General features: G+C 71.5%; 19 protein-coding genes and 3 tRNA genes. 14 read left to right on the top strand and 8 right to left on the bottom strand.

Annotated features, from left to right (window positions below):
- The first annotated feature begins 141 nt into the window (after nt 1–141).
- Nucleotides 142–1,224, top strand: coding sequence for a MerR family transcriptional regulator (locus tag O1Q96_RS08765; RefSeq protein ID WP_269247610.1), 1,083 nt, complete (start codon nt 142–144; stop codon nt 1,222–1,224).
- On the opposite strand, the gene O1Q96_RS08760 is transcribed toward O1Q96_RS08765, so the two are convergent.
- Nucleotides 1,221–1,892 carry a Type 1 glutamine amidotransferase-like domain-containing protein gene (locus O1Q96_RS08760; protein WP_269253536.1) on the bottom strand — a complete coding sequence of 224 codons (672 nt, stop codon included), beginning with the start codon at nt 1,890–1,892 and terminating at the stop codon, nt 1,221–1,223. The genes O1Q96_RS08765 and O1Q96_RS08760 overlap by 4 nt on opposite strands.
- Before the next feature lie 158 nt (nt 1,893–2,050).
- Nucleotides 2,051–2,773 carry a FadR/GntR family transcriptional regulator gene (locus tag O1Q96_RS08755; RefSeq protein WP_269247609.1) on the bottom strand — a complete coding sequence of 241 codons (723 nt, stop codon included), beginning with the start codon at nt 2,771–2,773 and terminating at the stop codon, nt 2,051–2,053.
- A 297-nt stretch (nt 2,774–3,070) separates the two neighbouring features.
- Between O1Q96_RS08755 and O1Q96_RS08750 the strand changes: the two genes are divergently transcribed.
- The 5 genes from O1Q96_RS08750 (at nt 3,071) to O1Q96_RS08730 (ending at nt 10,439) form a co-directional block, all read left to right on the top strand.
- The gene (locus tag O1Q96_RS08750; RefSeq protein WP_269247608.1) at nt 3,071–4,441 is read left to right on the top strand and encodes an SLC13 family permease; all 1,371 of its coding nucleotides are present in this window, start codon (nt 3,071–3,073) and stop codon (nt 4,439–4,441) included.
- A 139-nt stretch (nt 4,442–4,580) separates the two neighbouring features.
- On the top strand, nt 4,581–6,077 hold the full coding sequence (locus O1Q96_RS08745; protein ID WP_269247607.1) for an acyl-CoA synthetase: 1,497 nt from the start codon (nt 4,581–4,583) through the stop codon (nt 6,075–6,077).
- The gene (locus O1Q96_RS08740; RefSeq protein ID WP_269247606.1) at nt 6,070–7,428 is read left to right on the top strand and encodes a carboxyl transferase domain-containing protein; all 1,359 of its coding nucleotides are present in this window, start codon (nt 6,070–6,072) and stop codon (nt 7,426–7,428) included. Before O1Q96_RS08745 ends, O1Q96_RS08740 begins: the two co-directional genes overlap by 8 nt.
- A 267-nt stretch (nt 7,429–7,695) precedes the next feature.
- Nucleotides 7,696–8,733, top strand: a complete 1,038-nt coding sequence (locus tag O1Q96_RS08735) for a rod shape-determining protein (protein ID WP_269247605.1) — start codon at nt 7,696–7,698, stop codon at nt 8,731–8,733.
- A 47-nt stretch (nt 8,734–8,780) separates the two neighbouring features.
- The gene (locus tag O1Q96_RS08730) at nt 8,781–10,439 is read left to right on the top strand and encodes a sensor histidine kinase (RefSeq protein ID WP_269247604.1); all 1,659 of its coding nucleotides are present in this window, start codon (nt 8,781–8,783) and stop codon (nt 10,437–10,439) included.
- A 110-nt stretch (nt 10,440–10,549) separates the two neighbouring features.
- On the opposite strand, the gene O1Q96_RS08725 is transcribed toward O1Q96_RS08730, so the two are convergent.
- Nucleotides 10,550–12,133, bottom strand: coding sequence for a glycoside hydrolase family 32 protein (locus O1Q96_RS08725; protein ID WP_269247603.1), 1,584 nt, complete (start codon nt 12,131–12,133; stop codon nt 10,550–10,552).
- A 216-nt stretch (nt 12,134–12,349) separates the two neighbouring features.
- On the opposite strand from O1Q96_RS08725, the gene O1Q96_RS08720 reads away from it, so the two are divergent.
- The 4 genes from O1Q96_RS08720 (at nt 12,350) to O1Q96_RS08705 (ending at nt 17,053) form a co-directional block, all read left to right on the top strand.
- Nucleotides 12,350–13,759 (top strand): extracellular solute-binding protein, encoded by a 1,410-nt coding sequence (locus tag O1Q96_RS08720; protein WP_269247602.1) that lies wholly within the window; start codon nt 12,350–12,352, stop codon nt 13,757–13,759.
- A complete protein-coding gene (locus O1Q96_RS08715; RefSeq protein ID WP_269247601.1) occupies nt 13,756–14,721 on the top strand; it encodes a carbohydrate ABC transporter permease in 966 nt (321 codons plus the stop codon). Before O1Q96_RS08720 ends, O1Q96_RS08715 begins: the two co-directional genes overlap by 4 nt.
- 65 nt (nt 14,722–14,786) lie before the next feature.
- Nucleotides 14,787–15,647: a carbohydrate ABC transporter permease gene (locus O1Q96_RS08710; protein ID WP_269253535.1), complete on the top strand. Its 861-nt coding sequence runs from the start codon at nt 14,787–14,789 to the stop codon at nt 15,645–15,647.
- A gap of 5 nt (nt 15,648–15,652) precedes the next feature.
- Nucleotides 15,653–17,053: a glycoside hydrolase family 32 protein gene (locus O1Q96_RS08705; RefSeq protein WP_269253534.1), complete on the top strand. Its 1,401-nt coding sequence runs from the start codon at nt 15,653–15,655 to the stop codon at nt 17,051–17,053.
- Here O1Q96_RS08705 and O1Q96_RS08700 read toward each other — a convergent pair.
- The 4 genes from O1Q96_RS08700 to O1Q96_RS08685 form a co-directional block, all read right to left on the bottom strand.
- The gene (locus O1Q96_RS08700; RefSeq protein WP_269247600.1) at nt 17,016–18,080 is read right to left on the bottom strand and encodes a LacI family DNA-binding transcriptional regulator; all 1,065 of its coding nucleotides are present in this window, start codon (nt 18,078–18,080) and stop codon (nt 17,016–17,018) included. The genes O1Q96_RS08705 and O1Q96_RS08700 overlap by 38 nt on opposite strands.
- Nucleotides 18,081–18,422: 342 nt before the next feature.
- Nucleotides 18,423–18,496: transfer RNA gene (locus O1Q96_RS08695), tRNA-Ile, on the bottom strand.
- Nucleotides 18,497–18,664: 168 nt separating this feature from the next.
- Nucleotides 18,665–18,737: transfer RNA gene (locus tag O1Q96_RS08690), tRNA-Asn, on the bottom strand.
- A gap of 6 nt (nt 18,738–18,743) precedes the next feature.
- Nucleotides 18,744–18,816: transfer RNA gene (locus O1Q96_RS08685), tRNA-Asn, on the bottom strand.
- A 164-nt stretch (nt 18,817–18,980) separates the two neighbouring features.
- Between O1Q96_RS08685 and O1Q96_RS08680 the strand changes: the two genes are divergently transcribed.
- The 4 genes from O1Q96_RS08680 to O1Q96_RS08665 all read left to right on the top strand — a co-directional run bounded on the left by O1Q96_RS08680 (nt 18,981) and on the right by O1Q96_RS08665 (nt 24,636).
- On the top strand, nt 18,981–19,289 hold the full coding sequence (locus O1Q96_RS08680) for a YtxH domain-containing protein (RefSeq protein WP_269247599.1): 309 nt from the start codon (nt 18,981–18,983) through the stop codon (nt 19,287–19,289).
- Between the two features lie 63 nt (nt 19,290–19,352).
- On the top strand, nt 19,353–20,807 hold the full coding sequence (locus O1Q96_RS08675; RefSeq protein ID WP_269247598.1) for an FGGY family carbohydrate kinase: 1,455 nt from the start codon (nt 19,353–19,355) through the stop codon (nt 20,805–20,807).
- Between the two features lie 167 nt (nt 20,808–20,974).
- The gene (locus O1Q96_RS08670) at nt 20,975–22,708 is read left to right on the top strand and encodes an ABC transporter ATP-binding protein (protein WP_217454422.1); all 1,734 of its coding nucleotides are present in this window, start codon (nt 20,975–20,977) and stop codon (nt 22,706–22,708) included.
- A complete protein-coding gene (locus tag O1Q96_RS08665) occupies nt 22,708–24,636 on the top strand; it encodes an ABC transporter ATP-binding protein (RefSeq protein WP_269247597.1) in 1,929 nt (642 codons plus the stop codon). Before O1Q96_RS08670 ends, O1Q96_RS08665 begins: the two co-directional genes overlap by 1 nt.
- Before the next feature lie 99 nt (nt 24,637–24,735).
- Here the strand turns inward: O1Q96_RS08665 and O1Q96_RS08660 are convergent, their stop codons facing one another.
- Nucleotides 24,736–26,049 (bottom strand): RNA polymerase sigma factor, encoded by a 1,314-nt coding sequence (locus O1Q96_RS08660; RefSeq protein WP_269247596.1) that lies wholly within the window; start codon nt 26,047–26,049, stop codon nt 24,736–24,738.
- Nucleotides 26,050–26,137 lie beyond the last annotated feature (88 nt).

The following is a 26,137-nucleotide window of genomic DNA, read 5'->3' as shown; positions in this document are numbered from 1 at the left end:
TGGTCCCGCTCGCAGGTTAACAACCGGCCCGGGAACCGGAACGGGCCGCTTGACCTTCACCTTCGGTGAGGCCACAGCATCGGTGGCACGACAAGGAACGGCAGACCGACCGGCCGACCGGCCGCTCACGGGGGTGCGCGCATGGAGATGCTGACGATCGGAGCCTTCTCGAAGGCGTGCCGGCTCTCACCGAAGGCACTTCGGCTGTACGACGAGCTGGAGCTGCTGCGCCCCGCGCGGGTGGACCCGGAGACGGGCTACCGCTACTACGCGTCCGGGCAGCTGGAGCAGGCGCGCCTGGTGGCGTGGCTGCGTCGGCTGGGCATGCCGCTGGCCGAGATCCGCGCGGTCCGCGCACTCGGTCCTCAGGCCGCAGCGCGGGAGATCCGCGCCTTCTGGTCGCGGGTCGAGGCGGAGACCGCGTCCCGCCGTGACCTGGCGGCCTTCCTCGTCGACCACCTCACGAGATCCACCCCGAGCAGGGAGACCACCATGCTGGAACTCCGATATGCCGCACTCTCCGACACCGGCCTCGTCCGCCCCGTCAACCAGGACACGGCGTACGCGGGCACCCGCGTCCTGGCCGTCGCGGACGGCTTCGGATCCGGGGGCGCCCCCGCGAGCGTCGCCGCCGTCGAGGCCCTGAAGTTCCTGGACGACGAGCCGCTCCCCGCCGGCAGCGTCCTCAACCTCCTGGAGGACGCGGTCCAGGGCGCCACCGCGGCCGTCCGGGAGGTGGCCGGCCCGACGGACGACATCGGCACGACCCTCACCGCGATGGTGTGGACCGGCTCCCAACTGGCCCTGGTCCACATCGGGGACTCCCGCGCCTATCTGCTCCGCGACGGTGAGCTCTTCCGGATCACCCACGACCACACGATGGTCCAGTCGATGCTCGACGAGGGCCGCCTGACACCGGAGGAGGCCACCGCCCACCCCCAACGCGCCCTTCTCCTCAAGGCGTTGCCGGGCGACGGCCCCGGTACGGCCCCCGACCTGCGCCTCCACGACGCCCGCGCCGGCGACCGCTATCTCCTGTGCTCCGACGGTCTGTCCGCGGTCGTGCCCGAGGACACCGTCGGGCACCTCCTGTCCGCCACCTGCGAACCGGCCGAGGCAGTACGGGCCCTGGTGGCGGCGGCGAACGACTCCGGCGGCCCGGACAACGTGAGCTGCGTGGTGGCGGACGTGGTGGGAGCGGGGCCGGCGGAAGGCGCGCGCTAGATCCCCGGCAGGCGGCGTGGCTCCACGCGTTCCTCCGTGGCCGCGTCGCCGTCGCGGGTCACGATGTACGCGCCCTTGCCCGGGATCTCGGTGACGGCCTCGACGAGGTCGGTGCCGCGGTAGACGAGGCCCACCCCGTCGTCCGTGCAGTGGGTGGTGGGGAGGGTGCCGTCGGCCACGAGGTCGTGGATCAGGGGGCGACGGCCCGCATCGGTGTCGTAGTGGACTCCGTTGCCGTAGGGGAGAAGGCCCAACGCATTGGTCACGGGCCGCAGTTCGGGGCCGAAGGAGTCCGTGGTGCCGCCCTGGAACCAGCAGATCGAGCCCGCGCTGACACCGCTGAGGACCACCCCGGAGTGCCAGGCCCTGCGGAAGATGTCGTCGAGGCCGTGGACCCGCCAGACCGCGAGGAGGTTGGCCACCGAGCCGCCCATGACCCAGACGACGTCCTGGTCGAGGACGCTGCCCTCGATGTCCTCGAGGTTGGGCATCGGGAAGAGCTGGAGGGGCGTGAGGTCGAAACCCGCCACGCGGGCGGCCTCGCCCATACGTGCCGTGAAGTGTTCCGCGTCGCCTATCGCCGTGCCCACGTACATCACGCGGGGGCGGCGGCCGTGGGCACCGGACAGCTCGACCGCGTGGTGCACGAGGGCGTCGAACATCACCATGGTCCGGCCTCCGGCACGGTGACCGCCGGAGGTGGCGAGCACGGTCGGCTCGCGCCCGCCCGTCGGGGACCGCCCGGCCGACGGGGACGGGCCCGGCGGCGGGGACGTGGTCGGCGCGGGGGTGTGCAGGCTCATGGCAGGGATCCTAACGAGCCCTGTCACACGCCCTGTTCGTCGTTCCCGTCCGGGTCCCAGGCCAGCAGCCGTACCTTCGCCACCGTCTGTACGTGCCTGCGCATCGCGGCGGCGGCCCGGCCCGGCTGCCGGGCGACGATCGCGTCGAAGATCGCGCGGTGCTGTGTCAGGGAGCGGGTGGGGCGGCTCGGCTGGCGCAGCGACTCGTGGCGGCTCTCGGTGATCTGGTCGGCGATGGAACGCATGAACTCGGCGAGGATGGTGCTGTGGGCCGCCGCCGTGACCGCCGCGTGGAAGAGGCGGTCGCCCTCCACACCGTGCCCGCCCTCCGCGATCTCGGCCTGCATCCGGACGAGGGCCGAGTCCATGGCCGCCACGTCCTCGTCGGTGCGCCGCTCGGCGGCCAGTTCGGCGAGCTTGGTCTCCAGGGCCTCGCGGGCGTCGAGCACGTCGGGCAGCCTGCGGCGGCGCTCGACGAGCTGCTCCACCGGTTCGGCGTCGAGGGTGTCGCGGACCAGGTAGGTGCCGCCGCCGTGGCGGACCTCGACCAGACCCTGGACCTCCAGGACCACTATGGCCTGCTTCACGGAGGCGCGGCTGACGCCGAGTCGGGCCGCCAGGTCGCGCTCGGGCGGGAGCCGGTCGCCCGCGCCCAGGCCGCCCTCGGCCGCGTAACTGCGCAGCCGGTCGAGGACCTGCTCGTACAGGCGGGGCTTGGCCGCCATCGGGCGCAGCGCGTCGCTCATGCCCGTCCCCCTTGTCCCCTCTTGCGCGGTGTTCGTCCCCCGCCGCCGCAGCGTAACACCGGGGACGCCCGAGCCGTCCGATCAGTGGACACGTGGCCCAGTGGACAAGTGGCTGAGCCAATTTACGCCCGATCCCTTGACGCTCTCCACCCCTGCGACCCAATGTGGTTCAGCCACTTGGCCAATCCACGACCCGGCTCCGAGTGGCTCGGCCACTCAGCCACTCCTGTCCGTCCCCACCGCCTGCCCATCCGCCCGCCCGCCCGCTCGACAAGGGACCCAAAGACGGGAGCCCGCATGTCCGCCGAACTGATATCGATCCTCGTGCTCGTCGTGGTGTTCGTGATCGCCACCACCCGCTCCATCAACATGGGCGCCCTCGCCTTCGCCGCAGCCTTCGGAGTCGGCGAGCTCGTCGCGGACCTCGACGCCGACAAGATCTTCGCCGGTTTCCCCGGGGACCTCTTCGTCGTGCTCGTCGGCGTGACGTACCTGTTCGCGATCGCCCGCGCCAACGGCACGACCGACTGGCTGGTGCACGCCTCCATCCGGCTCGTGCGCGGACGGGTGGTGCTGATCCCGTGGGTGATGTTCGTACTGACCGGCGCGTTGACCGCGATCGGTGCGGTCAGCCCGGCCGCCGTCGCCATCGTGGCGCCGATCGCCCTGAGCTTCGCCGCGCGGTACTCCATCAGCCCACTGCTGATGGGCGCCATGGTGGTGCACGGCGCACAGGGCGGCGGCTTCTCCCCCATCAGCATCTACGGGTCGATCGTCAACGGCATCGTCGAGCGCGAGGGCCTGCCCGGCAACGAGGTCGCCCTCTTCCTCGCCTCGCTCATCGTCAATCTCGTGATCGCGGGGGTGGTGTTCGTCCTGTTCGGAGGGCTGAAGCTGAGGGGTGACGGCGTCCTCGTGGAGGCGGCCACGACATCGGGGAAGGCGGGCAAGGTCGCAAACAGCGCCGGCGCCCGAGCTGGTTCCGGCACCGGCACCGGCACCGATGAGAACGCGCGCGAGCGGGAGCACGGGGAGGGCGCGTCCGAGGAGGCCGACGAGGACACCTCCCGTCTCAATCCGGCCCGCACGGCCACCCTCGCCGCGCTCGTCGCCCTCGTCGTCGCCGTACTCGCCTTCGACCTGGACGCCGGGCTCACCTCCATCACCCTCGCCGTCCTGCTCAGCACCTGCTGGCCCGAGGACAGCCGCAACGCCGTCACCCAGATCGCCTGGCCGACGGTCCTGCTGATCTGCGGTGTGCTGACGTACGTCGGCGTCCTCGACCAGATGGGCACGATCGACTGGGCGGGTGAGGGGGTCAGCGACATCGGCGTCCCCCTGCTCTCCGCCGTGCTGCTCTGCTACATCGGCGCGCTGGTCTCCGCGTTCGCCTCCTCGGTCGGCATCATGGGGGCGCTGATCCCGCTGGCCGTGCCGTTCCTCGCGCAGGGTGAGATCGGGGCGGTCGGCATGGTGGCGGCGCTCGCGGTGTCGGCGACCGTGGTGGACGTGAGCCCGTTCTCGACGAACGGGGCCCTGGTCCTGGCGGCGGCGCCCGACGTCGACCGGGAGCGCTTCTTCCGGCAGCTGATGATGTACGGAGGGGTCGTGGTGGCCGTGGTCCCGGCCGTGGTGTGGCTCGCCCTGGTGGTACCCGGCTGGGGGTGACACCGACGCCCGCGGCCCGGCCCCCGGCACGGCGCCCCGCCCCGACACCCCGCCCCGGGCGCCCGCCGCCGCCCGACGACCAGTGAAACTGACAGCCGACGACCGACCAACACGACCGACGACCAAGGAGTACGCTCGCGTGTCCCCTCTCTTCCCGGCCCTGACCGAGGCACTGGCGGACCCGGACGGCACCGCCGCGCACCGGTCGGCCCTGCGCTTCGGCGACCGCTCCCTGACCTACGGCGAACTCGCGACGGCCGCCGCCCCGCTGGCCGCCCGTATCGGGGAGGCGGGCCGGATCGCCGTCTGGGCCACTCCCACCCTGGAGACGGCGGTCGGCGTGGTCGCCGCGCTGCTGGCCGGTGTCCCCGCCGTGCCGCTCAACCCGAAGTCGGGCGGGAGCGAGCTGGGACACATCGTGGCGGACAGCGCGCCGACGCTGGTGCTCGCATCGGCGGGCGACCAACTGCCGCCCGCCCTCTCGGCGTTGGAGCGCGTCGACGTGGACGTCGACGTACGTGCCGCACCGGCGACGGCAGCCCCCGCCGCCGAGGCCCTCGCCTCCGGCCTCTCCCCGGAGGCCCCCGCCCTCGTCGTCTACACCTCCGGCACCACCGGCCCTCCGAAGGGTGCCGTCATCCCCCGCCGGGCCGTCGCCACCACCCTGGACGCCCTCGCGGACGCCTGGCGGTGGACCGGCGACGACGTCCTCGTACACGGCCTTCCCCTCTTCCATGTGCACGGACTGATCCTGGGCATCCTCGGCCCGTTGCGCCGCGGCGGATCCGTACGGCATCTGGGACGTTTCGACGTCACGGGCGTGACAAGGGAGTTGAGCGCGGGCGCCACGATGCTGTTCGGGGTCCCGACCATGTACCACCGGATCGCCGAGACCCTGCCCGACGACCCGGCTCTCGCGAAGGCGCTGGCGCGGGCGCGGCTGCTCGTGTCGGGATCGGCGGCCCTCCCGGTGCACGACCACGAGCGGATCGCGGAGGCGACGGGCCGGCGGGTCATCGAGCGGTACGGGATGACGGAGACGCTGATGAACACCAGCGTCCGCGCGGACGGCGAGCCCCGGGCCGGCACGGTCGGCGTCCCGCTGCCCGGCGTCGAACTGCGGCTGACGGAGGAGGACGGAACGACGGCCCTGGCGGCGTACGACGGGGAGACCGTGGGCGAGATCCAGGTCCGCGGGCCGAACCTCTTCACCGAGTACCTGAACCGGCCCGACGCGACGGCGGCGGCCTTCACCGAGGACGGCTGGTTCCGCACCGGCGACATGGCGGTGCGCGACCCCGACGGGTACGTGCGCATCGTCGGCCGCAAGGCCACCGACCTCATCAAGAGCGGCGGATACAAGATCGGGGCGGGCGAGATCGAGAACGCCCTCCTGGAACACCCCGGCGTGCGGGAGGCCGCGGTCACGGGCGAGCCGGACCCCGACCTCGGGGAGCGGATCGTGGCGTGGATCGTGCCCGCCGACGCCGAGAACCCACCGCGGCTCGCGGAGTTGGCCGACCACGTGGCAGTCCGTCTCGCGCCCCACAAACGGCCCCGGGTCGTCCATTGTCTCGGCGCCCTGCCCCGCAACGACATGGGCAAGATCATGAAGCGTGCGCTGACTCATGACTGAGGCGTCCCGGCGGTTCACGGCCCGAGAGGCGATCGGTCTCCTCACCGCCGACTTCACCGAGCTGCCCGTCCCCTCGGGCGTGCACCGGCCGGACGGCCCGCTGTCCTGGCAGGGGTACGACGCCTCGCGCGCCCGGGCCGCGGACCGCACCGGCGAGGAGGAGTCCGTCGTCTGCGGTACCGGCACCCTCGGTACGACTCCCGCCGTGCTGATCTCCTTCGAGTTCGGCTTCCTCGGCGGCTCGCTGGGCGAGCGGACGGGCGACCGCCTGGAGGCCGCGTACACGTACGCGCGTGCACACCGCCTGCCGGTCGTCTCCCTCGTCGCGACGGGCGGCAGCCGTATGCAGGAGGGCATGCGCGCCCTGGTCCAACTCCAGCGCGTGGCACGTCAGTCGGCGCTCACCCGGGCGGCCCGCCTGTCCCAGGTCGCCGTCCTGCGCGACCCGACGACGGGCGGTGGCTGGGCCACCCTGGGCGCGGGAGCCGACGTGATCCTCGCGCTGCCCGGAGCACAGGTGGGTTTCGCGGGCTCGCGGGTCCGCCCGCCCGACGCGGACCCGGCGGCGTACACCGCGCAGGCGCAACTGGCGGCAGGAGCGGTCGACGCGGTGGTGCCCGAGCAAGAGCTGCCGGGGACGCTGGCGCTCTGGCTGCGCCTGCTGAGCCACCCGTCGACCGACCCCGTCCCCCCTCCCCCGGCCCTGGCCGGCACCGCACTCCCCGACACCGGCTGGGAAGCGGTGCACAACGCGCGGTCCCCCCAACGACCCCGCGCACAGGCCTACTTGGACGTCTGCTTCGCCGAGCGTGCTCCGATCAGCGGCGACCGCTGCGGCGGCACCGACGACGGCATGCTCTGCGGTGTCGGCGTACGGGCGGAGGACGGCCGGGTGGTCGCCTACGCCGCCCAGACGGGCACCGCGACCCGCCCCGCCGGCTACCGCACCGCCGCCCGGCTGATCCGGCTCGCGGACCGGCTCCGCATCCCCGTCCTGACGCTGGTGGACACTCCGGGGGCCGCCAACGACGCGGAGGCGGAGCGGCAGGGCGCCGGCGCGGCCATCGCCGACCTGTTCGGGGCCGTGGCGGCCGCGGAGACCCCCGTCACCACGTTGCTGATCGGCGAGGGCGGCTCGGGCGGCGCGCTGGCCCTCGCGGCACCGGACAACACGTGGGCCACGCCGGACAGCTACTTCTCCGTCATCGCACCGGAGCTGGCGGCCGCCATCCTCAAGCGACCGCCGCAGGAGGTGCGCGCCACCGCGGACCAGCTCCGCATCCGCCCACAGGACCTGGTGGACCTCGGCGTCGTACGCGGCATCGTGCAACCGGCAAGGCACCCCGAGTAGTCGGTCGGGGGCGACGCCGGCCGCCCCGGCCACCAGCCACCACCCGGGTCTCCGCACCACCCGGGCTCCAGCCCTCCGCCCGGCTCCCGACCACCACCACCCGGGCCGGCCCGTCACCTGATCGCCCGTCGCCCTCGAAGATCACCCATCCAGCGGCACCCCGCCCGGCCCACCCCGAAAGGCGACACCCCGTCAGGTCCCGCACGATGCGTAGGAGGACCGCCGCCCGGCCGAGTCCCACCGTCCGTGCTCTCGGGAGGACCCGCGATGACCGCCAGCCTGGAGCAGTTGCGCCGCTGCCATTTCGCCGTCGACATGGGGGCGGCGAGGACACGTGTCTTCGTGAAGGGCGCCGGGCTCGTCGTGGACCAGCCGAGCGTCGCCGCCGTGAACACGAAGACCGGCGCCCTGATCGCCGTCGGCGAGTTCGCGGAGAAGATGACGGGCCGTACGCCCGACTACATCCGCGTCGTACGGCCCGTCTCCGGCGGCACGGTCGTCGACATCGAGATGGCCCAGCGCATGCTGCGCCAGCTGCTCGGCGACAAGGTCCGCCGCGCCCTGCGCCGCAAGCCCCGGCTGCGGGCCGCCATCTGCACCCCGCACGACGCCGACCCGCTCGCGGAGCGCGCCGCCGTCGAGACGCTCGTCGGACTCGGGGCGCGGCGCGTCGAACTCGTCGACACGCTCATCGCCGCCGGTGTGGGCTGCGGGCTGCCCGTGGAACGGCCCGAGGCCACCATGATCATGGTGTGCGGGGCCGCCGCCACCCAGGTCGCGGTGCTGTCCCTCGGCTCGATCGTGACCGCCGCACGCATCCCCGTCGGCGGCGAGGCCATCGACCACGCCATCGTCCAACACCTGCGCCACCAGCACGAGTTGATGCTCCCGTCACAGTCCGTACGGCCGCTGCAGCTCGCCCTCTCCGGGAACGGCCTCACCCCGCACGGCCCCGCCTCCACCGAGATCCACGGCCGGGACGTGGCCACCGGCCTCGCCCGTTCCGTGCAGGTCGACACGGCCGCCGTGCGCGACGCGATCCAGACCCCGCTGACCGCCGTACTCGACGGCATCGGCAAGGTGCTGCGCGTCTGCCCGCCGGACCTGGTGGCCGACCTCGCCGACCGCGGGATCATGATGGTCGGCGGCAGCGCCCTGCTGCCGGGCCTCGACCAGATGCTGCGGCACGCGACGGGCATGCCGGTGAACATCGCCGAACGGCCCGACGTGTGCGCGGTCCTCGGCCTGGGCGCGATGCTGGAGGGCAGGATCGAGCCGCTGGTCCTCGACTCGACGGCCACCTGAGCGCCCGTACGGATCCGTACGCGCAGAGCCCGCCCCCGCCGCCCCGCATGACGGAACCCACCGGCCCCGCCGAGCCCGCGCAGTCCGCCGAGCGCCCCGTCCCGGAGCCGGCTCCCCGCCCCTCCCTCGCCCTCCCCCGCCTCCTCGAAGCCGTCCTCGGTGTCGGCAGCGATCTGGAGCTGCGTGCCACGCTCCAGCGCATCGTCGACAACGCGGCCGGGCTGACCGACGCCCGGTACGCGGCACTGGGGGTACTCGCCCCCGGCGACCACGGCCTGGCGGAGTTCTGCACGACCGGGCTGCCGGAGGCCGAGCGGGCACGCATCGGGCATCCGCCCGACGGACGCCGGGGCCTGCTCGGCGTGCTCGTCCGCGAGCCCGCTCCGCTCAGGCTCACCGACCTGGCCGCCGACCCGCGCTCGTGCGGCATGCCCTCCGGGCACCCGGAGATGCACAGCTTCCTCGGCGTTCCGGTGCGCGTGGAGGACGAGGTGTACGGCAACCTCTATCTCACCGAGAAGCGCGGCGGCCCGTTCACTGCCGAGGACGAGCAGGTGGCACGCCTGCTCGCCACCCAGGCGGGCATCGCCATCGGCAACGCCCGCCTGTACGAGACGGCCCGCCGGCGGGAACGCTGGATCGAGGGTGCGGCGGCCGTGACGACGGCGTTGCTCACCGGCGAGGCGGCGGCCGACGCGCTGATGACGGTCGCCGAGCGTGCCCGTGTCCTCGCCGGCGCGGCGGCCGGGGTGATCCTCCAGCCCACGGACGAAGGCGGTATGGAGATCGTCACGGCGTCGGCACTGGACGGTCCCGATGGCCTGGTCGGCACCACCATCGCGCCCGGCAGCTCCGTGCTGGAACAACTCCTCGGCGGGGAACCGGTGTTCGTCGAGGACTCGGCGACCGACCCGCGTATGACGACCCCCGTACGGCACCGCTTCGGACCGAGCATGCTGCTGCCGTTGCAGGCCGGGGGCCGGCTCATCGGCACCCTCGCCCTGCCGCGTCGGCGCGGTGACCGCCCCTACACCTCCGCCGAGAAGCTGCTGGCCACGCAGTTCGCCTCACAGGCCGCGCTGGCACTGGTGCTGGCCGACGCCCAGCAGGGCCGGGAGCGGCTCGCCGTCTTCGAGGACCGCGACCGGATCGCCCGTGACCTGCACGATCTGGTCGTCCAGCGGCTCTTCGCCACCGGCATGATGCTGGAGTCCACGCTGCGCCGCGCGGCCGCGGAGGAGCAGGACGCCGGGGTCCACGCGACGCTCGGCCGGGCCGTCGACGAACTCCGGTCGACCGTCCAGGAGGTCCGTACGGCGATCTTCGCCCTGCAGCAGCCGCCCGCCGACGCCCCGACCAGTTTCAGGGGCAGGGTGCTCCGCGAGACGGCGGGCGCCGCGCCGGTCCTCGGCGCCCAGCCGTCGGTCCAATTCACCGGTCCCGTCGACACCCGTGTGACGGACACGGTGGCCGGGCACCTCCTCACCGCCCTCCGGGGCGCCCTCACCGCCGTGTCCCGGCGCCCCGGCACGACGCGGGTCGGGGTCACGGTCGACGCGACGGTGACGCTCCCGGACGGCCGTCCCGGCGTGCGGCTCACCGTGTCCGACATCGAGAGCCCGGACGGCGACGACCGGGCCAAGGACACGATGACGTGGGTGTCCCCCCTCTGGACGGGCGAGGCTCCACCACAAGTCCCGGGGTGAAGCCTCGTGCCTGTTTCCGCGGTGCAGACGTCCCGCCTGCCTCGCGTTGGAGAGCCCTGGCGCGCCGGGCGTCGCCGACGGCCTTGTACGCCCACCCGCCTCACGTCGGATCAGACCGTGAACTCCCGGATCACCGTGTTCCGGAACACCGCCTGCCCGTCGATGGTGAACAGTGCCAGCCCCGTGTCGGACGGGTCGGGGAAGGCCTCGGTCGAGTGCACGTACCGGCCGTCGCCGACGAACATCTCGACGGACGTGCGGTCGACGAGGATCCGCAGGCGGACCGTGCCGGCGGACAGGTCGAAGGGCGTCCGGCTCTCCTGCCAGCGGCCGGAGGTGTCGGGGCTCACGGTGTAACCGCGGTTGACGAAGGCGTAGTCGCCGTGGACTCCCGCGTCGATGTGCCGCCCGCCGTCCGCCGAGCGCCGCAACTGGAGCCCGGCACCGGCCAGTTGGTCCCAGGTGATGTCACAGGTCAGCTCGTACGCGGTACCCGTGTAGTCGAGCGTTCGCGTGCCGTCGACCGTGATGTCGCCGAGGTCCACCGTGCGCGACACATGGTCGTCCAGGGCCGCCACCGGCCGGGACGCCAGGTAGTACGTACCCGACGACGAGCGCCGCAGCCGCACCTCGCGGACGATCGAGTCGGTGCCGTTGAAACCGTCGCACTCGACCGTGGGCGTGGTGTTCGCGTAGTCCCAGTGGTTCATCCACCCGATCGCGTACCGTGCGGCCGGGTCCAGGGCCCCGTTCGCGTCGCGCTTGTCGAAGGTGACCGCCGCGTACCAGTCCCAGCCGTGGTCCAGCCACTGGGGATCGGACGCGTCGGCGGTGAAGGTCGTGCCGTCGAAGGAACCCGTCCAGTAGGCGAACGTGCTCGGCAGCCCGGAGCCCTTGCCGTTGGCACTGACGCCCAGGACCCACTGCCAGGTCCCGTCCTCCGCCCTGATGCGGAACAGGTCGGGGCACTCCAGGACGCCGATGCCGCCCTTGATGAAGCCGCCGACGTACGTCCACGACGTGAGGTCGGCGGAGTGGTAGAAACCCACCTTGTCGTTCTCCGCGAGCAGCATCACCCACCGCCCGCGCTCCTCGTCGCGGATCACCTTGGGGTCGCGGAAGTCCCGTACGCCCGGATTGGCGAGGACCGGAGCCGTGCCGTGGTTCGTGAAGGTGCGGCCGCCATCGGTCGAGTAGTACAGGTACTGGGCCTGGGTGACGTCGTCGGGCGCCATGGTGGCGATGACGATCACCGCGCCCGCGCCGAAGCCCGCCGTGTCGTCCGTGTCGATGACCGCCGAGCCGGACCAGACATCGCCGTTGGGGGTCGCGTCCTTCGGCACGGCGACGCCCCGGTCGGTGAAGGAGACGAGGTCGGTGCTCGTGGCCAGGCGCCAGGCGGTGCCCGCGGTGGTGCCGCCCGTCAGGTAGTCGGGGTTGTAGAGGTAGTAGTAGTGGTACTCGCCGTCGATCCAGACCGGGCGCTGCGGGTCGTTCATCCACTGGTCGGGGACCGTGAAGTGGTACTCGGCGCGGTAGCTGCCCGTGCACGCGGCCGCCGTGGCCTCGACGGGCGCCGCCACCGCCGGTCTCACGAAGTCCGGAAGCAGAGCACCGGCGGCACCGGCGGCCGAGACCACCAGCAGCGACCTCCTGGACAGAGTCCCCGCTGGACTCAGCGAACTCCTCGACATGCCACGCATTGTGCGGCTCCCTTCCCCGACGTCGTCGTCGGGACGCGGCTCGTGTGACTCAGGTGGCCGGAACCGTATACCTAACTCGTTAAAGGTCAACCCTTCGCACACATTCCGTTCACGTGACTGCCCATTGGTGCCCATCCCTTGACAGAGCCACAACGGGGTTCTCATCATCGGGGAATCACCTTCGACTAACACGAGTTAGGCTCGCCGATGACCGACTCGCTCCTCTCCCGCCGGGGCCTGATGCGCTACGGCGCGTACGGCGCCGGAGCCGCCGCTGTCGCCGGTGTCGCGGCCGGCTGGGACCGCCTCATCGCCGCCGACATCCCCGGTCGCGACGACGGCTCGCTCGTCATCGCCACCCTCGGCTCCGCCTTCAACCTCGACGCCCAACGCGCCCTGCGCGACGGGTTCCGCGAGGTCCACCCCGACATCAAGATCCGTATCAACCCCGTACAGGCCTACGACTGGTCGGACTTCTTCTCCAAGATCCTCACCCAGATCGCCGCGGGCACGGCACCCGACCTCGTGTACGTCGCCACCGAGGGCGTGCAGCTCTTCGCCCAGCGGCTCGGCGTACCGCTGGACCGGTGGGCGAAGCGGGACGCGGCCGAGCTGCGCTCCTACTTCGCCGACGTCCATCCCTCACTGGTCGAGTCGATGATGTACGAGGGGAGCCTCTACCAGCTGCCGGTCGAGTTCAACGCGGCCGACATGTACCTCAACACCCGGGTCCTGGAGCGCGCCGGCGCCGACCTCCCCGACAACGACTGGACCCACGACGACTTCACGACGCTGCTGCGCGCGATGAAACGCAGCAACGGCGCCGGATTCACCCCGTACTTCTGGACCAACCGTCTGTGGGGCGGAGTGGTCCCCTGGCTGTTCGCGGGCGGCACCAACCTCCTCGCCGAGTCCAAGGCCCCCGGGGGCGACTGGCTCTGGAACTCCTTCTACCCCGAGGCACAGCGGCGCGGCCGGGGCGGCGGCTACCGGTGGACGACACCCCTGGCCGACTCCGACCGCGTCGCGGAGGTCTACGACTATCTCGCCTCCCTCATCCAGGAGGACCTGTGCACCCGGCCGGAGGGCGGCGACGGCCGGAACCTGGTCGGCGTGTTCTCCACCGGCCGCGTCGGTGTGACACCCGCGGGCGGCTTCTGGGCGGGCGGCCTGCATGAGGCGGGCATGAAACCGACCGACTACGACGTCCGGTATTTCCCGCGCCGGCACACACGGCGTCACCAGTTCGGCGCTGCCGGGTACGCGATGCTGCGCACGTCGAAGATGCGGGACGAGGCCTGGGAGTTCATCAAGTACGCCGCCCGCAAGGACGTGATGACCCAGCTCTTCGCAGCCAACCAGACCACTCCGGCCCGCCGCTCCATGGTCGACGCGGCCCGCTACCGGGAGACAGGACCGGCCCACTGGCAGGTCTTCTACGACACCCTCGACAAGATCCCCTCCACCGGCCCGATCCCGGCCCCGCCGCAGGTCAACGAAGTCGAGCAGCTGCTGATCAAGCACACCGGAACCGCCCTCGCGAGCCCCGGCGCGGTGCGCCCCGCGCTGCGCCGGCTGCAGGGGGACCTGGAGAAGGCCATGGAGCGTGAAGTGTGACGAACACCGAGATCAGGCCTGTCCGGCCGGAGCCCACCCGTCCCCGCAGGGCCCGTAAGGCGTCCGAGCCCGCGGCCACGACCGCCCGCACCCGGGGCACCCGTCTGCTCGCCGTGCTGTTCCTCGCGCCCACCGTCGTCGGTATCGTCGTCTTCACGGTCGTACCGATCGTCGGCTCGGTCGTCCTCAGCCTCTTCCAGTGGGACGTGATCGACGACCCGCGGTGGGCCGGAGCGGCCAACTACCGGGAGATCCTGACCGATTCGACGGTTCTCGTCTCCTTCCGCAACACGCTCGTCTTCATGGTGCTCGCGGTCGCGCTGCAGCTGCTGATCGCGCTCGTGCTGGCGATCGCGGTGAACGGCCGCATGCCCAAGTGGCTTCGCTCGGTGTTCCGTTCAGCCTTCTTCTTCCCGCTGGTGCTGTCCGCCGCGTCCATCTCGGTGGTGATGAAGTACCTGTTCAACCAGGACTTCGGCCCCGTGAACTGGCTCCTGGGCACGGTCGGTATCCCCTCGGTCCCCTGGCTGACCTCGGAGAACGGGGCGATGGCGGCCGTGGTCCTGGCGTACGTCTGGCAGCAGTTCGGCTTCTCGTTCCTGCTGTTCGTCGGCGGCCTGAACAACATCCCGAAGGAGGTGCACGAGGCGGCCGCGCTGGACGGCGCGAGCGGGGTGCGCAAACACCTCGCCATCACCCTGCCGCTGCTGTCGCCCACGCTGCTGGTGGCGTCCGTGGTCGGCATCATCAACGCCCTCCAGGTCTTCGAGCAGCCCTACGTCCTCACGGCCGGCGGCCCCGGCGACTCCACCCGCACGGTCGTGATGGTCATCTACGAGACGGCCTTCGAGCAGCTCCGCTTCGGCGAGGCGTCCGCCGTGGGCGTCCTGCTCTTCGCCCTGATCATGGCGGTCACCGCACTCCAGTTCCGGCTCAGCCGGCGTTACGTCCACTACCAGTGAGCCGGGTGAGTCAGATGAGTACGAGTTCCCTCTCGAAATCCCTGCCGGGTTCGGCGTCGGGTTCGATGCCGGGTCCCCGCACGAGCCCCACCGCGTCACGCGTACGGCACGGCCTGGCGCCCTGGGGCCGGATCACCGGCCTGGCGCTGTGCGCCCTGTTGACGCTCGGCCCGGTCATCTGGACGGTGTCGACATCACTGCGCACACCGGCGGAGTCCTTCGACCTGCCGCCGGAGATCATCCCCACGAACCCCACCGTCGGTGCCTACAGCGAGGTCTTCGACCAGATCGACGTCTGGCTGTACGCGCTGAACTCCACCCTGGTGACCGCGCTGATCGCGGCCGGCCAGATGATCACCGCGGGCCTGGCGGGCTACGCCTTCGCCCGCCTCGAATTCCGCTTCAAGAAGTCGCTGTTCGCGCTGGTCCTGGCCACGATGATGGTGCCGTTGCAGGTCACGATGGTCCCGGTCTTCCTGGAACTGAAGACGATGGGCCTGACCGACACCCTCCTCGGCCTCATCATCCCCGCCTTCCCGACGGCCTTCGGCACCTTCCTGATGCGCCAGTACTTCCTGGGCATGCCGAAGGACCTCGGCGAGGCGGCGATGATCGACGGCGCGGGCCCGTGGCGCGTCTTCCGGTCCGTGTACGCCCCCTTGGCGGCCCCCGGTCTCGCCATCGTCGGCGTCCTGGCCTTCAACTACCACTGGAACGAGTTCTTCCGGCCGCTGATCCTCGAAACCTCCACCGAGAACCTCACGCTGCCCCTGGGCCTGGTCTCCCTCCAGGGCAACCTCGGCACCGGATCGATCTCCGTGGTCCTCGCCGGAGTCGTCCTCTCCATGCTCCCCGCCGTCCTCGTCTTCGTCGTCGGCCAGCGCCCTCTGCGCGAGGGCATCACATCCGCAGGAGTCAATCGTTGAGTTCCGTGAGCCGGTCGACCGACGCCCACAGCCCGCGCTTCCGGGTCCGGCCGCCGTCCAACTGGATGAACGACCCGAACGGGCCGGTGCGCTGGGGCGGTCGATACCACCTCTTCTACCAGCACAACCCCGACGCTCCCGTCCATGCGAACGTCCACTGGGGCCACGCCTCCAGCCCCGACCTCGCCCACTGGGACGACCACGGGATCGCTCTGCGACCGATGCCCGGCGGCCCGGACGAGGCGGGCTGCTGGTCCGGCTGCGTGGTGGACGACGGTGGTGTACCGACAGCGGTGTACTCCGGGATCGGCCACGACCACCAGGGCCTGAGCGCGATCTGTCTCGCCGTGGCCGAGGACGACGGCCTTCAGGACTGGAAGCAACTGCCACTGCCGGTGGTCGCCGGCCCGCCGGCAGGCCTGGACGTGACGATGTTCCGGGACCCGTTCGTCTTCCGCTTCGCCGGCCGCCGCTGGGCGCTGATGGGCGCCGGCCACGCCGACGGCACCCCGTCCGTCCTGGTGTACGACTGCGAGGACCTGTACGCGTGGCGGTTCGCCGGGGTCCTGCTGGACGGCCGGGACGCGGCGGCGGCCCGCGCCTTCGGTACGCGGGCGATCGGCTGGGAGTGCCCGCAGCTGTGGGAGACCGCCGGGGGCGACTGGGTACTTGCGGTGGCGCTGTGGGACGGCGACCCGCTGAGCACCGCGTACCTGACGGGGCATCTGGTGGAGGAGCCGGACGGTGGATTGAGGTTCGCGGCCGGTACGGGCGGCGGCCCCCTGGATCTCGGCCGTGACTTCTACGCCCCCTCCGTCCTCCAGGACACGGAGTCCGGCCGCGCCCTGCTCTGGGGCTGGTCCTGGGAGTCACGCCCGCCCGAGGAGGTGGACCGCGCGGGCTGGTCCGGCGTCCTCACGGCACCCCGGGTGATGGACACCCACGAGGACGGCACGCTCCGGGTCGTACCGGCCGCGGAGCTCGAACTCCTGCGAGCGGCCGTCCCGTTCACGGCCGCGCCAGGACCGCACCGGCCACTCCCCCACGCGTACGACCTGCTGGTGACCGCCCGTTCAGCGGCGACCGTGAGTCTGCTGCGGGCCGCGTCCGGGGCCGAACTGACCGTACGGCTCGATCCGGCGTCCGGCACGGTGACCCTGGACCGCACGGCCTGGCCACGCTCCCGCCCGGACGGCGCGGCCCCCCTGGTCCTGCCGACCCCACCGGGCGAGACCCTCGCCGTACGGATCCTCATGGACGGCTCCCTGCTGGAACTGTTCGCGGGCGACCGGGCGACAGCCACGGAACGGGTCTACCGGCGGGACGACGATGTCGCGGAGCTGGCCGCGTCGGGCGCGGACGTCGAGGTCACGGGCTGGGAGCTGGTCCCACCGAACCCCGCATGACGACGGGGCACTCCAGCCGCCGGGTGGTGACCGGCGGCGCGGTCCCGCTGTCGATGGCGTCCAGGAGGAGGCGGACGGCCGTCTCCCCCATCGCGCGATGGGGCAGAGCGACCGTGGTGAGGGGCGGGCTGAGGAAAGCCGCCATGTGTTCCTGGTCGTCGTAGCCGACGACGGACAGGTCGGCGGGCACGTCGAGGCCCAGGCGCGCGGCGGCGTGGAGGACACCCGCGGCGACCCGGTCGTTGTAACAGACGATCCCCGTGGGCCGCCGGTGGGCGGGAACACCGTCCAGCAGCCGCAACGCTCCCTCGTACCCGGCGGCGATCTCCCCTCCCGTCCGCGTGATCCAGTCCTTCTCGGCGGTCAGCCCCACCGCCCGCAGCGCGTCCCGGAAGCCGCGCAGCCGCTCCGCGGTCGCGATGTCGTCCAGACCGCCCACCAGGGCGACACGGCGGTGACCCGCGTCGAGGAGGACGCGCGCGGCGCTGCGGCCACCGGCCCGCTCGGCGGGGATGACGGCCGGGAGGGAACCGTCCTCGGCGAGACAGTTGGCAAGCACGGCGAAGGTGCGGTGCAGCCCTTCCGGGACGTGGGCGCGGCGCAGCGACAGCGCGGCGTAGATGATCCCGTCGACCCTCCGGTCGAGCAGTTCGGCCACGGCCGCGTCCTCGGCGACCGGGTCCTGCCCGGAATCGACGGTGAGCACCAGATGCTCACTGTTCCACGCCATGTCCATGGCCCCGCGCAGCAGCCGCCCGGCGAACGGCGAGGTGGCGATCTCGTCCGTGACCAGACCGATCACGGCGGTACGACGCCGGCGCAGTCCACGGGCGACCGCGTGCGGCCGGTAGCCGAGCTGTGCGGCCGCCTTGCGGATCTTCTCCTGCGTCTCGGCGGAGAGGTTGCCCTGGGCACGCCCGTTGAAGACGAAGGACACGGCCGTGTGCGAGACCCCGGCAAGCCGGGCGACATCCTTCGAGGTCGCCCGCTCGGCTCCGCCACCCCGCGTCTTCTCGACCCCGCCCATGCACCGTCCCCGCCGACTTTGCCCGACCGGGCCAGCCTACCCGCGGACGCCGCCGCGGAGCCCGCCACCGCAGACCGCACGGGGCAACCGGTTTCGTGAGTCGGTGCGGTGCGGCGGGGGCAGTCCGGGCTGCCCTGGATCAGCAGCAGTGCTGCGACCGAAGGGAGCCCGTACGGTCGGCCCAACGTCTACGAACGGGCACATCCGCGCAGGTCAAAGCCGCTTGAACCAGCAACCCCGGCAACGAGGTTGAACTCATGCGCAGCGGATTCGGTCCGTTCGCCCAGGATCCTGAATACGCACTCCTGCTGAGACGTTTCCGCAGGTTACAAACGTGCACAGTGGGGCGGGTGGGACTCGAACCCACGGCCGGCGGATTATGAGTCCGCTGCTCTAACCGGCTGAGCTACCGCCCCATTACGGCGCGTCGCGCACATGTGTGCGCGCCGTCTGCCGCAGCATAGCCGCTCATACGATCTCCTGCTTCGGATGGTCGACTTCGCCTGCCCTCAAGGACCTCACCTGGGGCGCAGCGGTTCCCGCACACATGAAAAAGGACCCCATCGGGGTCCTCGTTCTGGTTGCTCTCCCGACTGGACTCGAACCAGTAACCTGCCGGTTAACAGCCGGCTGCTCTGCCAATTGAGCTACGGAAGATCGAAGCTCCCCCGACTGGACTCGAACCAGTAACCTGCCGGTTAACAGCCGGCTGCTCTGCCAATTGAGCTACAGGGGATTGCCTCGCTTGCATCGAACGTATCTCCCTGGGTATTCGCCAGGGGGCGTGCGCTCGCTGCGACACATACATTAGCGCAAGCAGGGGGGTGCTCCGCCAATCGGTAACCCGCCTGCGACCGACGCCGCCGCAATGACCGACTCACAAGAGGAAGGGTGGCCCCCATGCGCTACCGGCTCACGTTCGTCGTCGGACTGACCCTGGGATACGTGCTCGGCTCACGTGCCGGGCGCGAGCGGTACGAGCAGCTGAGGAAGACCGCCCAGCAGGTCGCGCAGAATCCGGCGGTGCGCAACACCGCCGAGTCCGCGGCCCAGCAGGGGCGGCAGTTCGCCGGGAAGGCGTACCACGTGGTGAGTGAGAAAGTCGGTGACAAGGTCCCCGACTCGGTCACCGAGAGGGTCCGCTCCCTGCGCGAGCGCAGCCCGAACGGCACCCGTACCGAGGACGACTGGGGCACCAGCAACACGTAACCGGTACGAGAGCCTCCGCCGCGCCGGTACGGCCGGCTCCGGTCGTACGGCAGAATTTCCGCCATGGGGATAGTCGCCGGGCTGGACAGTTCGCCCGATTTCACACGCATCGTCGTCTGTGACGCGGACAGCGGAGCCGTGCTCAGGCAGGGGTATGCCCCGCATCCGCTGGACGGCTCGGCGGACGGCGGGCGGCCCTCGGACGTCGACCCGCAGGCCTGGCTGCTGTCCCTGGGCGAGGCCGCGGGCGGCGGGCTCCTGGAGGGCGTGCAGGCCATCGGTGTGTCCGCGCAGCAGAACGGGCTCGTCCCGGTGGACGCCCAGGGCAACACGATCCGCCCGGCGATGGTCGGCGGGGACAAGCGGGCGCAGGTCGCCGCCGCCGACCTCGTCGACGCGCTCGGCGGGCGGGAGGCCTGGGCGCAGGCCGTGGGGTGCGTGCCGCAGGCGGCGCAGCCCGTGACGAAGCTGCGCTGGCTCGCGAAGAACGAACCCGAGGCGGCCATGCGCACCACGGTGCTGCTCCAGGCGCACGACTGGCTGGTGTGGCAGCTGCTCGGCCGTCCGGCGCGCCGGACCACGGACCGGGGCGGAGCCTCCGGCACCGGCTACTGGTCGGCGGCCACCGGTGCGTACCGGCCCGATCTCGTGGAGCTGGCGCTCGGCCACCAGGCGTTGCTGCCCGATGTGCTCGGACCGTGGGAGGCGGCGGGGACGACGCCCGAGGGGCTGCTGATCTCCGCCGGCACGGGCGAGACGATGGCGGCGGCCTTCGGCCTGGGCATCGGCCTCGGGGACGCGGTGGTGTCGCTCGGCGCCTCCGGTTCCGTGATGGCCGTTCACCAGGAGGCGCTGGTCGACTCCTCCGGGATGATCACCTCGCTCGCGGACGCGACCGGGATGCACCTGCCGGTCGTCACCACCCTCAACGCCGTACGGGCACTGCGCGGGGCCGCCGAACTGCTCGGCGTACCCGATCTGGAGGCCCTGTCGGACCTCGCGATGAAGTCCACCCCGGGCTCCCACGGGCTCGTGATGCTGCCGTATCTGGAGGGCGAGCGGACGCCCAACCTGCCGCACACCGCGGGGACGCTGGCCGGGCTGCGGCGGGAGTCGATGAAGCCCGAGCATCTGGCGCGGGCCGCCTTCGAGGGCATGCTGTGCGGGCTCGCGGACGCCCTGGACGTGCTGCGCAAGCGGGGTGTGGAGGTGCGGCGGATCTTCCTGCTGGGCCAGGCCGCCGAGCTGAGCGCGGTGCAGGCGTGCGCGCCTGCGCTGCTCGGTACGCAGATCGTGGTGCCGCAGCCCGCGGACTACGCGGCGATCGGCGCGGCCCGGCAGGCGGCCTGGGCGCTCGGTGTCCAGCAGGGCACGATCCAGCCGGGTCTGCCCCCGGTCTGGCAGGGGGCGGCCGCGCAGGTCCTGGAGCCCGGCGAGGAGCTGGCGGTGGGGCAGGCCGTGCGGCAGCAGTACGTCTCGGTGCGGGACCAGACCCACCCGGGGGCCTTCCGGTCCTGAGCCCTCCGAGGGTCCCGGCCACTCGGTCGGCCTACGGCTCCGGGCCGGCACGTGGTCCCCTCTTGGACCTCTCTTGGGTTAATCAGTTGAGGTAACACGGGTGGAGTGTTCGACGATAGGGGCCAAGGGCAACCAACCGCCCCGCCGCCGACCCCGAGAGACCCAGCGTGCTCATACGACTCCTGCGTACCTATCTCACGCCCTACAAGAAACCCATCGGCCTGCTCGTACTGCTGCAGTTCCTGCAGACCTGCGCCACGCTCTACCTGCCCACGCTGAACGCCGACATCATCGACAACGGTGTCGTGACGGGGGACACGGGCTACATCCTGTCCTTCGGTGCCCTGATGATCGGCATCTCGCTGGCGCAGGTCGTCTGCAACATCGGTGCCGTCTACTACGGCGCCCGCACGGCCGCGGCGGTCGGCCGGGACATCCGGGCCGGGGTCTTCGACCGGGTGCAGTCGTTCTCCGCGCGTGAGGTCGGCCACTTCGGGGCGCCGTCCCTGATCACCCGCACGACGAACGACGTGCAGCAGGTGCAGATGCTCGCGCTGATGACGTTCACCCTGCTGGTGTCGGCGCCGATCATGTGCGTGGGCGGGATCGTGCTGGCGCTCGGCCTGGACGTTCCGCTGTCGGGGGTGCTGCTGGCCGTGGTGCCGGTGCTCGGGATCTCCGTCAGTCTCATCGTGCGCCGGCTGCGGCCGCTGTTTCGCACCATGCAGGTGCGGCTCGACACGGTGAACCGGGTGCTGCGCGAGCAGATCACCGGAAACCGCGTCATCCGGGCCTTCGTGCGGGACGCGTACGAGGAGGAGCGCTTCCGGAAGGCGAACGCCGACCTCACCGAGGTGTCGCTGGGGACCGGGCGGATGCTGGCGCTGATGTTCCCCATCGTCATGACAGTGGTGAACGTCTCGTCGATCGCGGTGGTGTGGTTCGGTGCCCACCGGATCGACAGCGGCGGCATGGAGATCGGCGCCCTGACCGCGTTCCTCGCCTATCTCATGCAGATCGTGATGTCCGTGATGATGGCCACCTTCATGTTCATGATGGTGCCGCGCGCGGAGGTCTGCGCCGAGCGCATCCAGGAGGTCCTGGACACCTCCAGCAGTGTGGTGCCGCCGAAGGCGCCCGTGCTGGAGCTGCGGCGGCACGGTCATCTGGAGGTCCGCGGGGCCGGGTTCCGCTTCCCGGGCGCCGAGGAGCCGGTGCTGAGGGCCGTCGACCTGGTGGCGCTGCCGGGTGAGACGACCGCCGTCATCGGTTCGACGGGCAGCGGCAAGTCGACCCTGCTCGGGCTGGTCCCCCGGCTGTTCGACGCCACCGACGGTCAGGTGCTGGTGGACGGCGTCGACGTACGGACGGTCGAGCCGCGGCTGCTGGCGCGCACGGTGGGCCTCGTACCGCAGAAGCCGTATCTGTTCGCGGGCACCGTGGCCACCAACCTGCGGTACGGGAATCCGGACGCGACGGACGAGGAGCTGTGGCACGCGCTGGAGGTGGCGCAGGCCAAGGGGTTCGTCGAAGGGCTGGAGAACGGTCTGGACGCCCCGATCGCGCAGGGCGGGACGAACGTGTCGGGCGGTCAGCGGCAGCGGCTCGCCATCGCCCGGACCCTCGTGCAGCGTCCCGAGATCTATCTGTTCGACGACTCCTTCTCCGCGCTCGACTACGCGACGGACGCGGCGCTGCGTACGGCGCTCGCGCGGGAGACCGCGGAGGCGACCGTCGTGATCGTCGCCCAGCGGGTGTCGACCATCAGGGACGCCGACCGGATCGTGGTCCTCGACGAGGGCCGGGTCGTCGGGACCGGCCGCCATCACGAGCTGATGGCGGACAACGAGACCTACCGGGAGATCGTGCTCTCCCAGCTGACGGAAGCGGAGGCAGCCTGATGGCCGGGCCCATGGGGCGGATGATGGCCGGAGGCGGTCCCGACCAGCACTCGATGGATTTCAAGGGGTCCGGGAAGCGGCTGCTGGCGCAGTTCAGGCCGGAGCGCACCACGTTGTACGTGATGCTGGCCGCCGTGGTCCTCAGCGTGGGCCTGTCGGTCGTGGGCCCGAAGATCCTGGGCCGGGCCACCGACCTGGTCTTCGCGGGGATCGTCGGGCGGGACATGCCCGCCGGGCAGACGAAGGCCGAGGCCCTCGCGGCGATGCGGGAGCGCGGCGACGGCGGTACGGCCGACATGCTCTCCGGGACCGACTTCACACCGGGCGAGGGCATCGACTTCGGGGCGGTCGGCGAGGTGCTGGGGATCGCGCTCGTGGCGTTCCTGGTGGCCGGGCTGCTGATGACCGTGGCGACGCGGCTGGTGAACCGGGCCGTCAACCTGACCATGTACAAGATGCGCGAGGACGTCCAGACGAAGCTGTCGCGGCTGCCGCTCTCGTACTTCGACAAGCGGCAGCGCGGTGAGGTGCTCAGCCGCGCCACGAACGACATCGACAACATCGGGCAGACCCTCCAGCAGTCGATGGGCCAGCTGATCAACTCGCTGCTGACCATCATCGGGGTGCTCGCGATGATGTTCTGGGTCTCTCCGCTCCTCGCGCTCGTCGCGCTGGTCACCGTGCCGCTGTCGTTCTTCGTCGCCACCCGGGTGGGCAAGCGGTCGCAGCCGCACTTCGTGCAGCAGTGGCGGACCACCGGCAAACTGAACGCCCACATCGAGGAGATGTACACCGGGCACACCCTGGTGAAGGTCTTCGGGCGGCAGGACGAGTCGGCGGCGCGGTTCGCCGAGGAGAACGACCAGCTCTACGAGGCCGGGTTCCGGGCGCAGTTCAACAGCGGGGTCATGCAGCCGCTGATGATGTTCGTGTCGAACCTCAACTACGTGCTGGTGGCGGTGGTCGGCGGTCTGCGGGTCGCGTCCGGCTCGCTGTCCATCGGTGACGTGCAGGCCTTCATCCAGTACTCCCGGCAGTTCTCCATGCCGCTCACGCAGGTCGCGTCCATGGCGAACCTCGTGCAGTCCGGGGTCGCGTCGGCGGAGCGGGTCTTCGAGCTGCTGGACGCGGAGGAACAGAAGGCCGACCCGGTGACCGGCGTGCGTCCCGAGGAGCTCCGGGGCCGGGTGGCGCTGGAGGGGGTCTCCTTCCGGTACGACCCGGAGAAGCCGCTCATCGAGGACCTCTCGCTGAAGGTGGAGCCGGGGCACACCGTGGCGATCGTGGGGCCGACGGGCGCCGGCAAGACGACGCTGGTGAACCTGCTGATGCGGTTCTACGAGACGACGGGCGGGCGGATCACCCTCGACGGCGTCGACGTCGCCGGGATGTCCCGGGACGAACTGCGGGCCGGTATCGGCATGGTGCTGCAGGACACGTGGCTGTTCGGAGGGACGATCGCGGAGAACATCGCGTACGGGGCCTCCCGGGAGGTCACCCGGGGGGAGATCGAGGAGGCGGCGCGGGCCGCGCACGCCGACCGGTTCGTCCGTACGCTGCCCGACGGGTACGACACCGTCATCGACGACGAGGGGTCGGGGGTCAGCGCGGGTGAGAAGCAGCTCATCACGATCGCCCGGGCGTTCCTGTCCGATCCGGTGATCCTGGTGCTGGACGAGGCGACGAGTTCCGTGGACACCCGGACCGAGGTGCTCATCCAGAAGGCCATGGCGAAGCTCGCGCACGGGAGGACGTCGTTCGTCATCGCGCATCGTCTGTCGACGATCCGGGATGCCGACACGATTCTGGTGATGGAGGACGGGGCGATCGTGGAGCAGGGGGCGCACGGGGAGCTGCTGGCGGCGGGCGGTGCGTACGCGCGCCTCTACCAGGCGCAGTTCGCCCAGGCGGCGGTGGAGGTGGACTGAGGGAGTTTCTCGTCCTCGGACGCCGGACGGGCTGAGTTCCCAGCCCGTCCGGCGTCCGAGGACCGGGGGTCCGGGGGCGGAGGCCCCCGGGAACGCCCGCTAGTCCAGGTAACCCCGCAGCTGGTCCGCGAACGCGTGGTCGCGGAGTTTGTTGAGGGTCTTGGACTCGATCTGGCGGATGCGTTCGCGCGTCACGCCGAAGATCCGCCCTATCTCCTCCAGCGTGCGGGGGCGGCCGTCCGCCAGCCCGTACCGCAGCTGCACCACCTTGCGCTCGCGCTCGCCGAGCGTGGACAGGACCGCCTCCAGGTGCTCGCGCAGGAGCAGGAAGGCCGCCGACTCGACGGGGCTCGTCGCGTCGCCGTCCTCGATCAGGTCGCCGAGGGCCACGTCGTCCTCCTCCCCCACCGGGGCGTGGAGGGACACCGGCTCCTGGGCCAGCCGCAGGACCTCGCTGACCCGCTCACCCGTCAGGTCGAGGTGCGCGGCGACCTCCTCGGGCGTCGGCTCGTACCCCTGTTCCTGCAGCATGCGGCGCTGGACGCGCACGACCCGGTTGATCAGCTCGACCACGTGGACGGGGACCCGGATCGTGCGGGCCTGGTCGGCGAGGGCCCGGGACATGGCCTGGCGGATCCACCAGGTCGCGTACGTCGAGAACTTGTACCCGCGGGCGTAGTCGAACTTCTCGACCGCCCTGATCAGGCCCAGGTTCCCTTCCTGGACCAGGTCGAGCATGGTCAGTCCGCGCCCCACGTACCGCTTGGCGACGGAGACGACCAGCCGCAGGTTCGCCTCGATGAGGCGGCGCTTGGCCATCCGGCCCATGACCACCAACTTGTCGAGGTCAAGGGCGAGTTGGCTGTCGAGGTCGGGGGTCCGCCGCAGCTTCTCCTCGGCGAAGAGGCCCGCCTCGACCCGCCGGGCGAGCTCCACCTCCTCCGCCGCGGTCAGGAGGGGGATCCGGCCGATCTCCCGCAGGTACTGGCGGAACAGGTCGGACGAGGGTCCGCCGGTGTCCGCCCGCCCGCGGGGCATTTCCACCGGTTCCGGCGCCTCGGTCTCGCTCTCCACGAGGACGGCGGGCCGCTCGGGCGGGCCCTGGGGCTCCGGTGTCGTCTCGGGGTGGTGCGCGGCACGGTTCTGCGCCGGTACGGCCGCGAGGACGTCTGCGTCCGGGGCCGTGTCCGCGTCCGTGTCCGTGGTGTTGTCGGCTTGCGTCTGGTTCTGGGTCAGGGTCTGGGTCTGCACGGGGGCGACCTCCATGAATGTCGCTGCTGAGGCGTGCGGCAGCGGTACGTCGGGGATGGGGTCGGCGGCCTTGCCGCTGTCCATCCCGAAGTCATTGAGCGGAACCGCGGGGACTTCGGACCCGTCGCGTTCGGGTCGGCCGCGCTCCGAGGACTCAGGCACCGGAACCCAGTGTGGAGTACGACACATCACCGCCACGAGGGGCGTGCGGTGACTTTTTGAGTCCGGTCCGTGACCGCGTGGTTACCGT

Origin of the sequence: Streptomyces aurantiacus (assembly GCF_027107535.1) — a bacterium.
Taxonomy (GTDB): Bacteria; Actinomycetota; Actinomycetes; order Streptomycetales; family Streptomycetaceae; genus Streptomyces.
Note: the sequence above shows the minus strand (reverse complement) of the source record. Positions and strands in the feature narration are given on the sequence as shown.

Coding starts and splice junctions, on each gene's coding strand:
- O1Q96_RS08765 (WP_269247610.1), top strand. CDS start 142: ATGGAGATGCTGACGATCGGAGCCTTCTCGAAGGCGTGCCGGCTCTCA.
- O1Q96_RS08760 (WP_269253536.1), bottom strand. CDS start 1,892: ATGGTGATGTTCGACGCCCTCGTGCACCACGCGGTCGAGCTGTCCGGT.
- O1Q96_RS08755 (WP_269247609.1), bottom strand. CDS start 2,773: ATGAGCGACGCGCTGCGCCCGATGGCGGCCAAGCCCCGCCTGTACGAG.
- O1Q96_RS08750 (WP_269247608.1), top strand. CDS start 3,071: ATGTCCGCCGAACTGATATCGATCCTCGTGCTCGTCGTGGTGTTCGTG.
- O1Q96_RS08740 (WP_269247606.1), top strand. CDS start 6,070: ATGACTGAGGCGTCCCGGCGGTTCACGGCCCGAGAGGCGATCGGTCTC.
- O1Q96_RS08735 (WP_269247605.1), top strand. CDS start 7,696: ATGACCGCCAGCCTGGAGCAGTTGCGCCGCTGCCATTTCGCCGTCGAC.
- O1Q96_RS08730 (WP_269247604.1), top strand. CDS start 8,781: ATGACGGAACCCACCGGCCCCGCCGAGCCCGCGCAGTCCGCCGAGCGC.
- O1Q96_RS08725 (WP_269247603.1), bottom strand. CDS start 12,133: ATGTCGAGGAGTTCGCTGAGTCCAGCGGGGACTCTGTCCAGGAGGTCG.
- O1Q96_RS08720 (WP_269247602.1), top strand. CDS start 12,350: ATGACCGACTCGCTCCTCTCCCGCCGGGGCCTGATGCGCTACGGCGCG.
- O1Q96_RS08710 (WP_269253535.1), top strand. CDS start 14,787: ATGCCGGGTCCCCGCACGAGCCCCACCGCGTCACGCGTACGGCACGGC.
- O1Q96_RS08700 (WP_269247600.1), bottom strand. CDS start 18,080: ATGGGCGGGGTCGAGAAGACGCGGGGTGGCGGAGCCGAGCGGGCGACC.
- O1Q96_RS08680 (WP_269247599.1), top strand. CDS start 18,981: ATGCGCTACCGGCTCACGTTCGTCGTCGGACTGACCCTGGGATACGTG.
- O1Q96_RS08675 (WP_269247598.1), top strand. CDS start 19,353: ATGGGGATAGTCGCCGGGCTGGACAGTTCGCCCGATTTCACACGCATC.
- O1Q96_RS08665 (WP_269247597.1), top strand. CDS start 22,708: ATGGCCGGGCCCATGGGGCGGATGATGGCCGGAGGCGGTCCCGACCAG.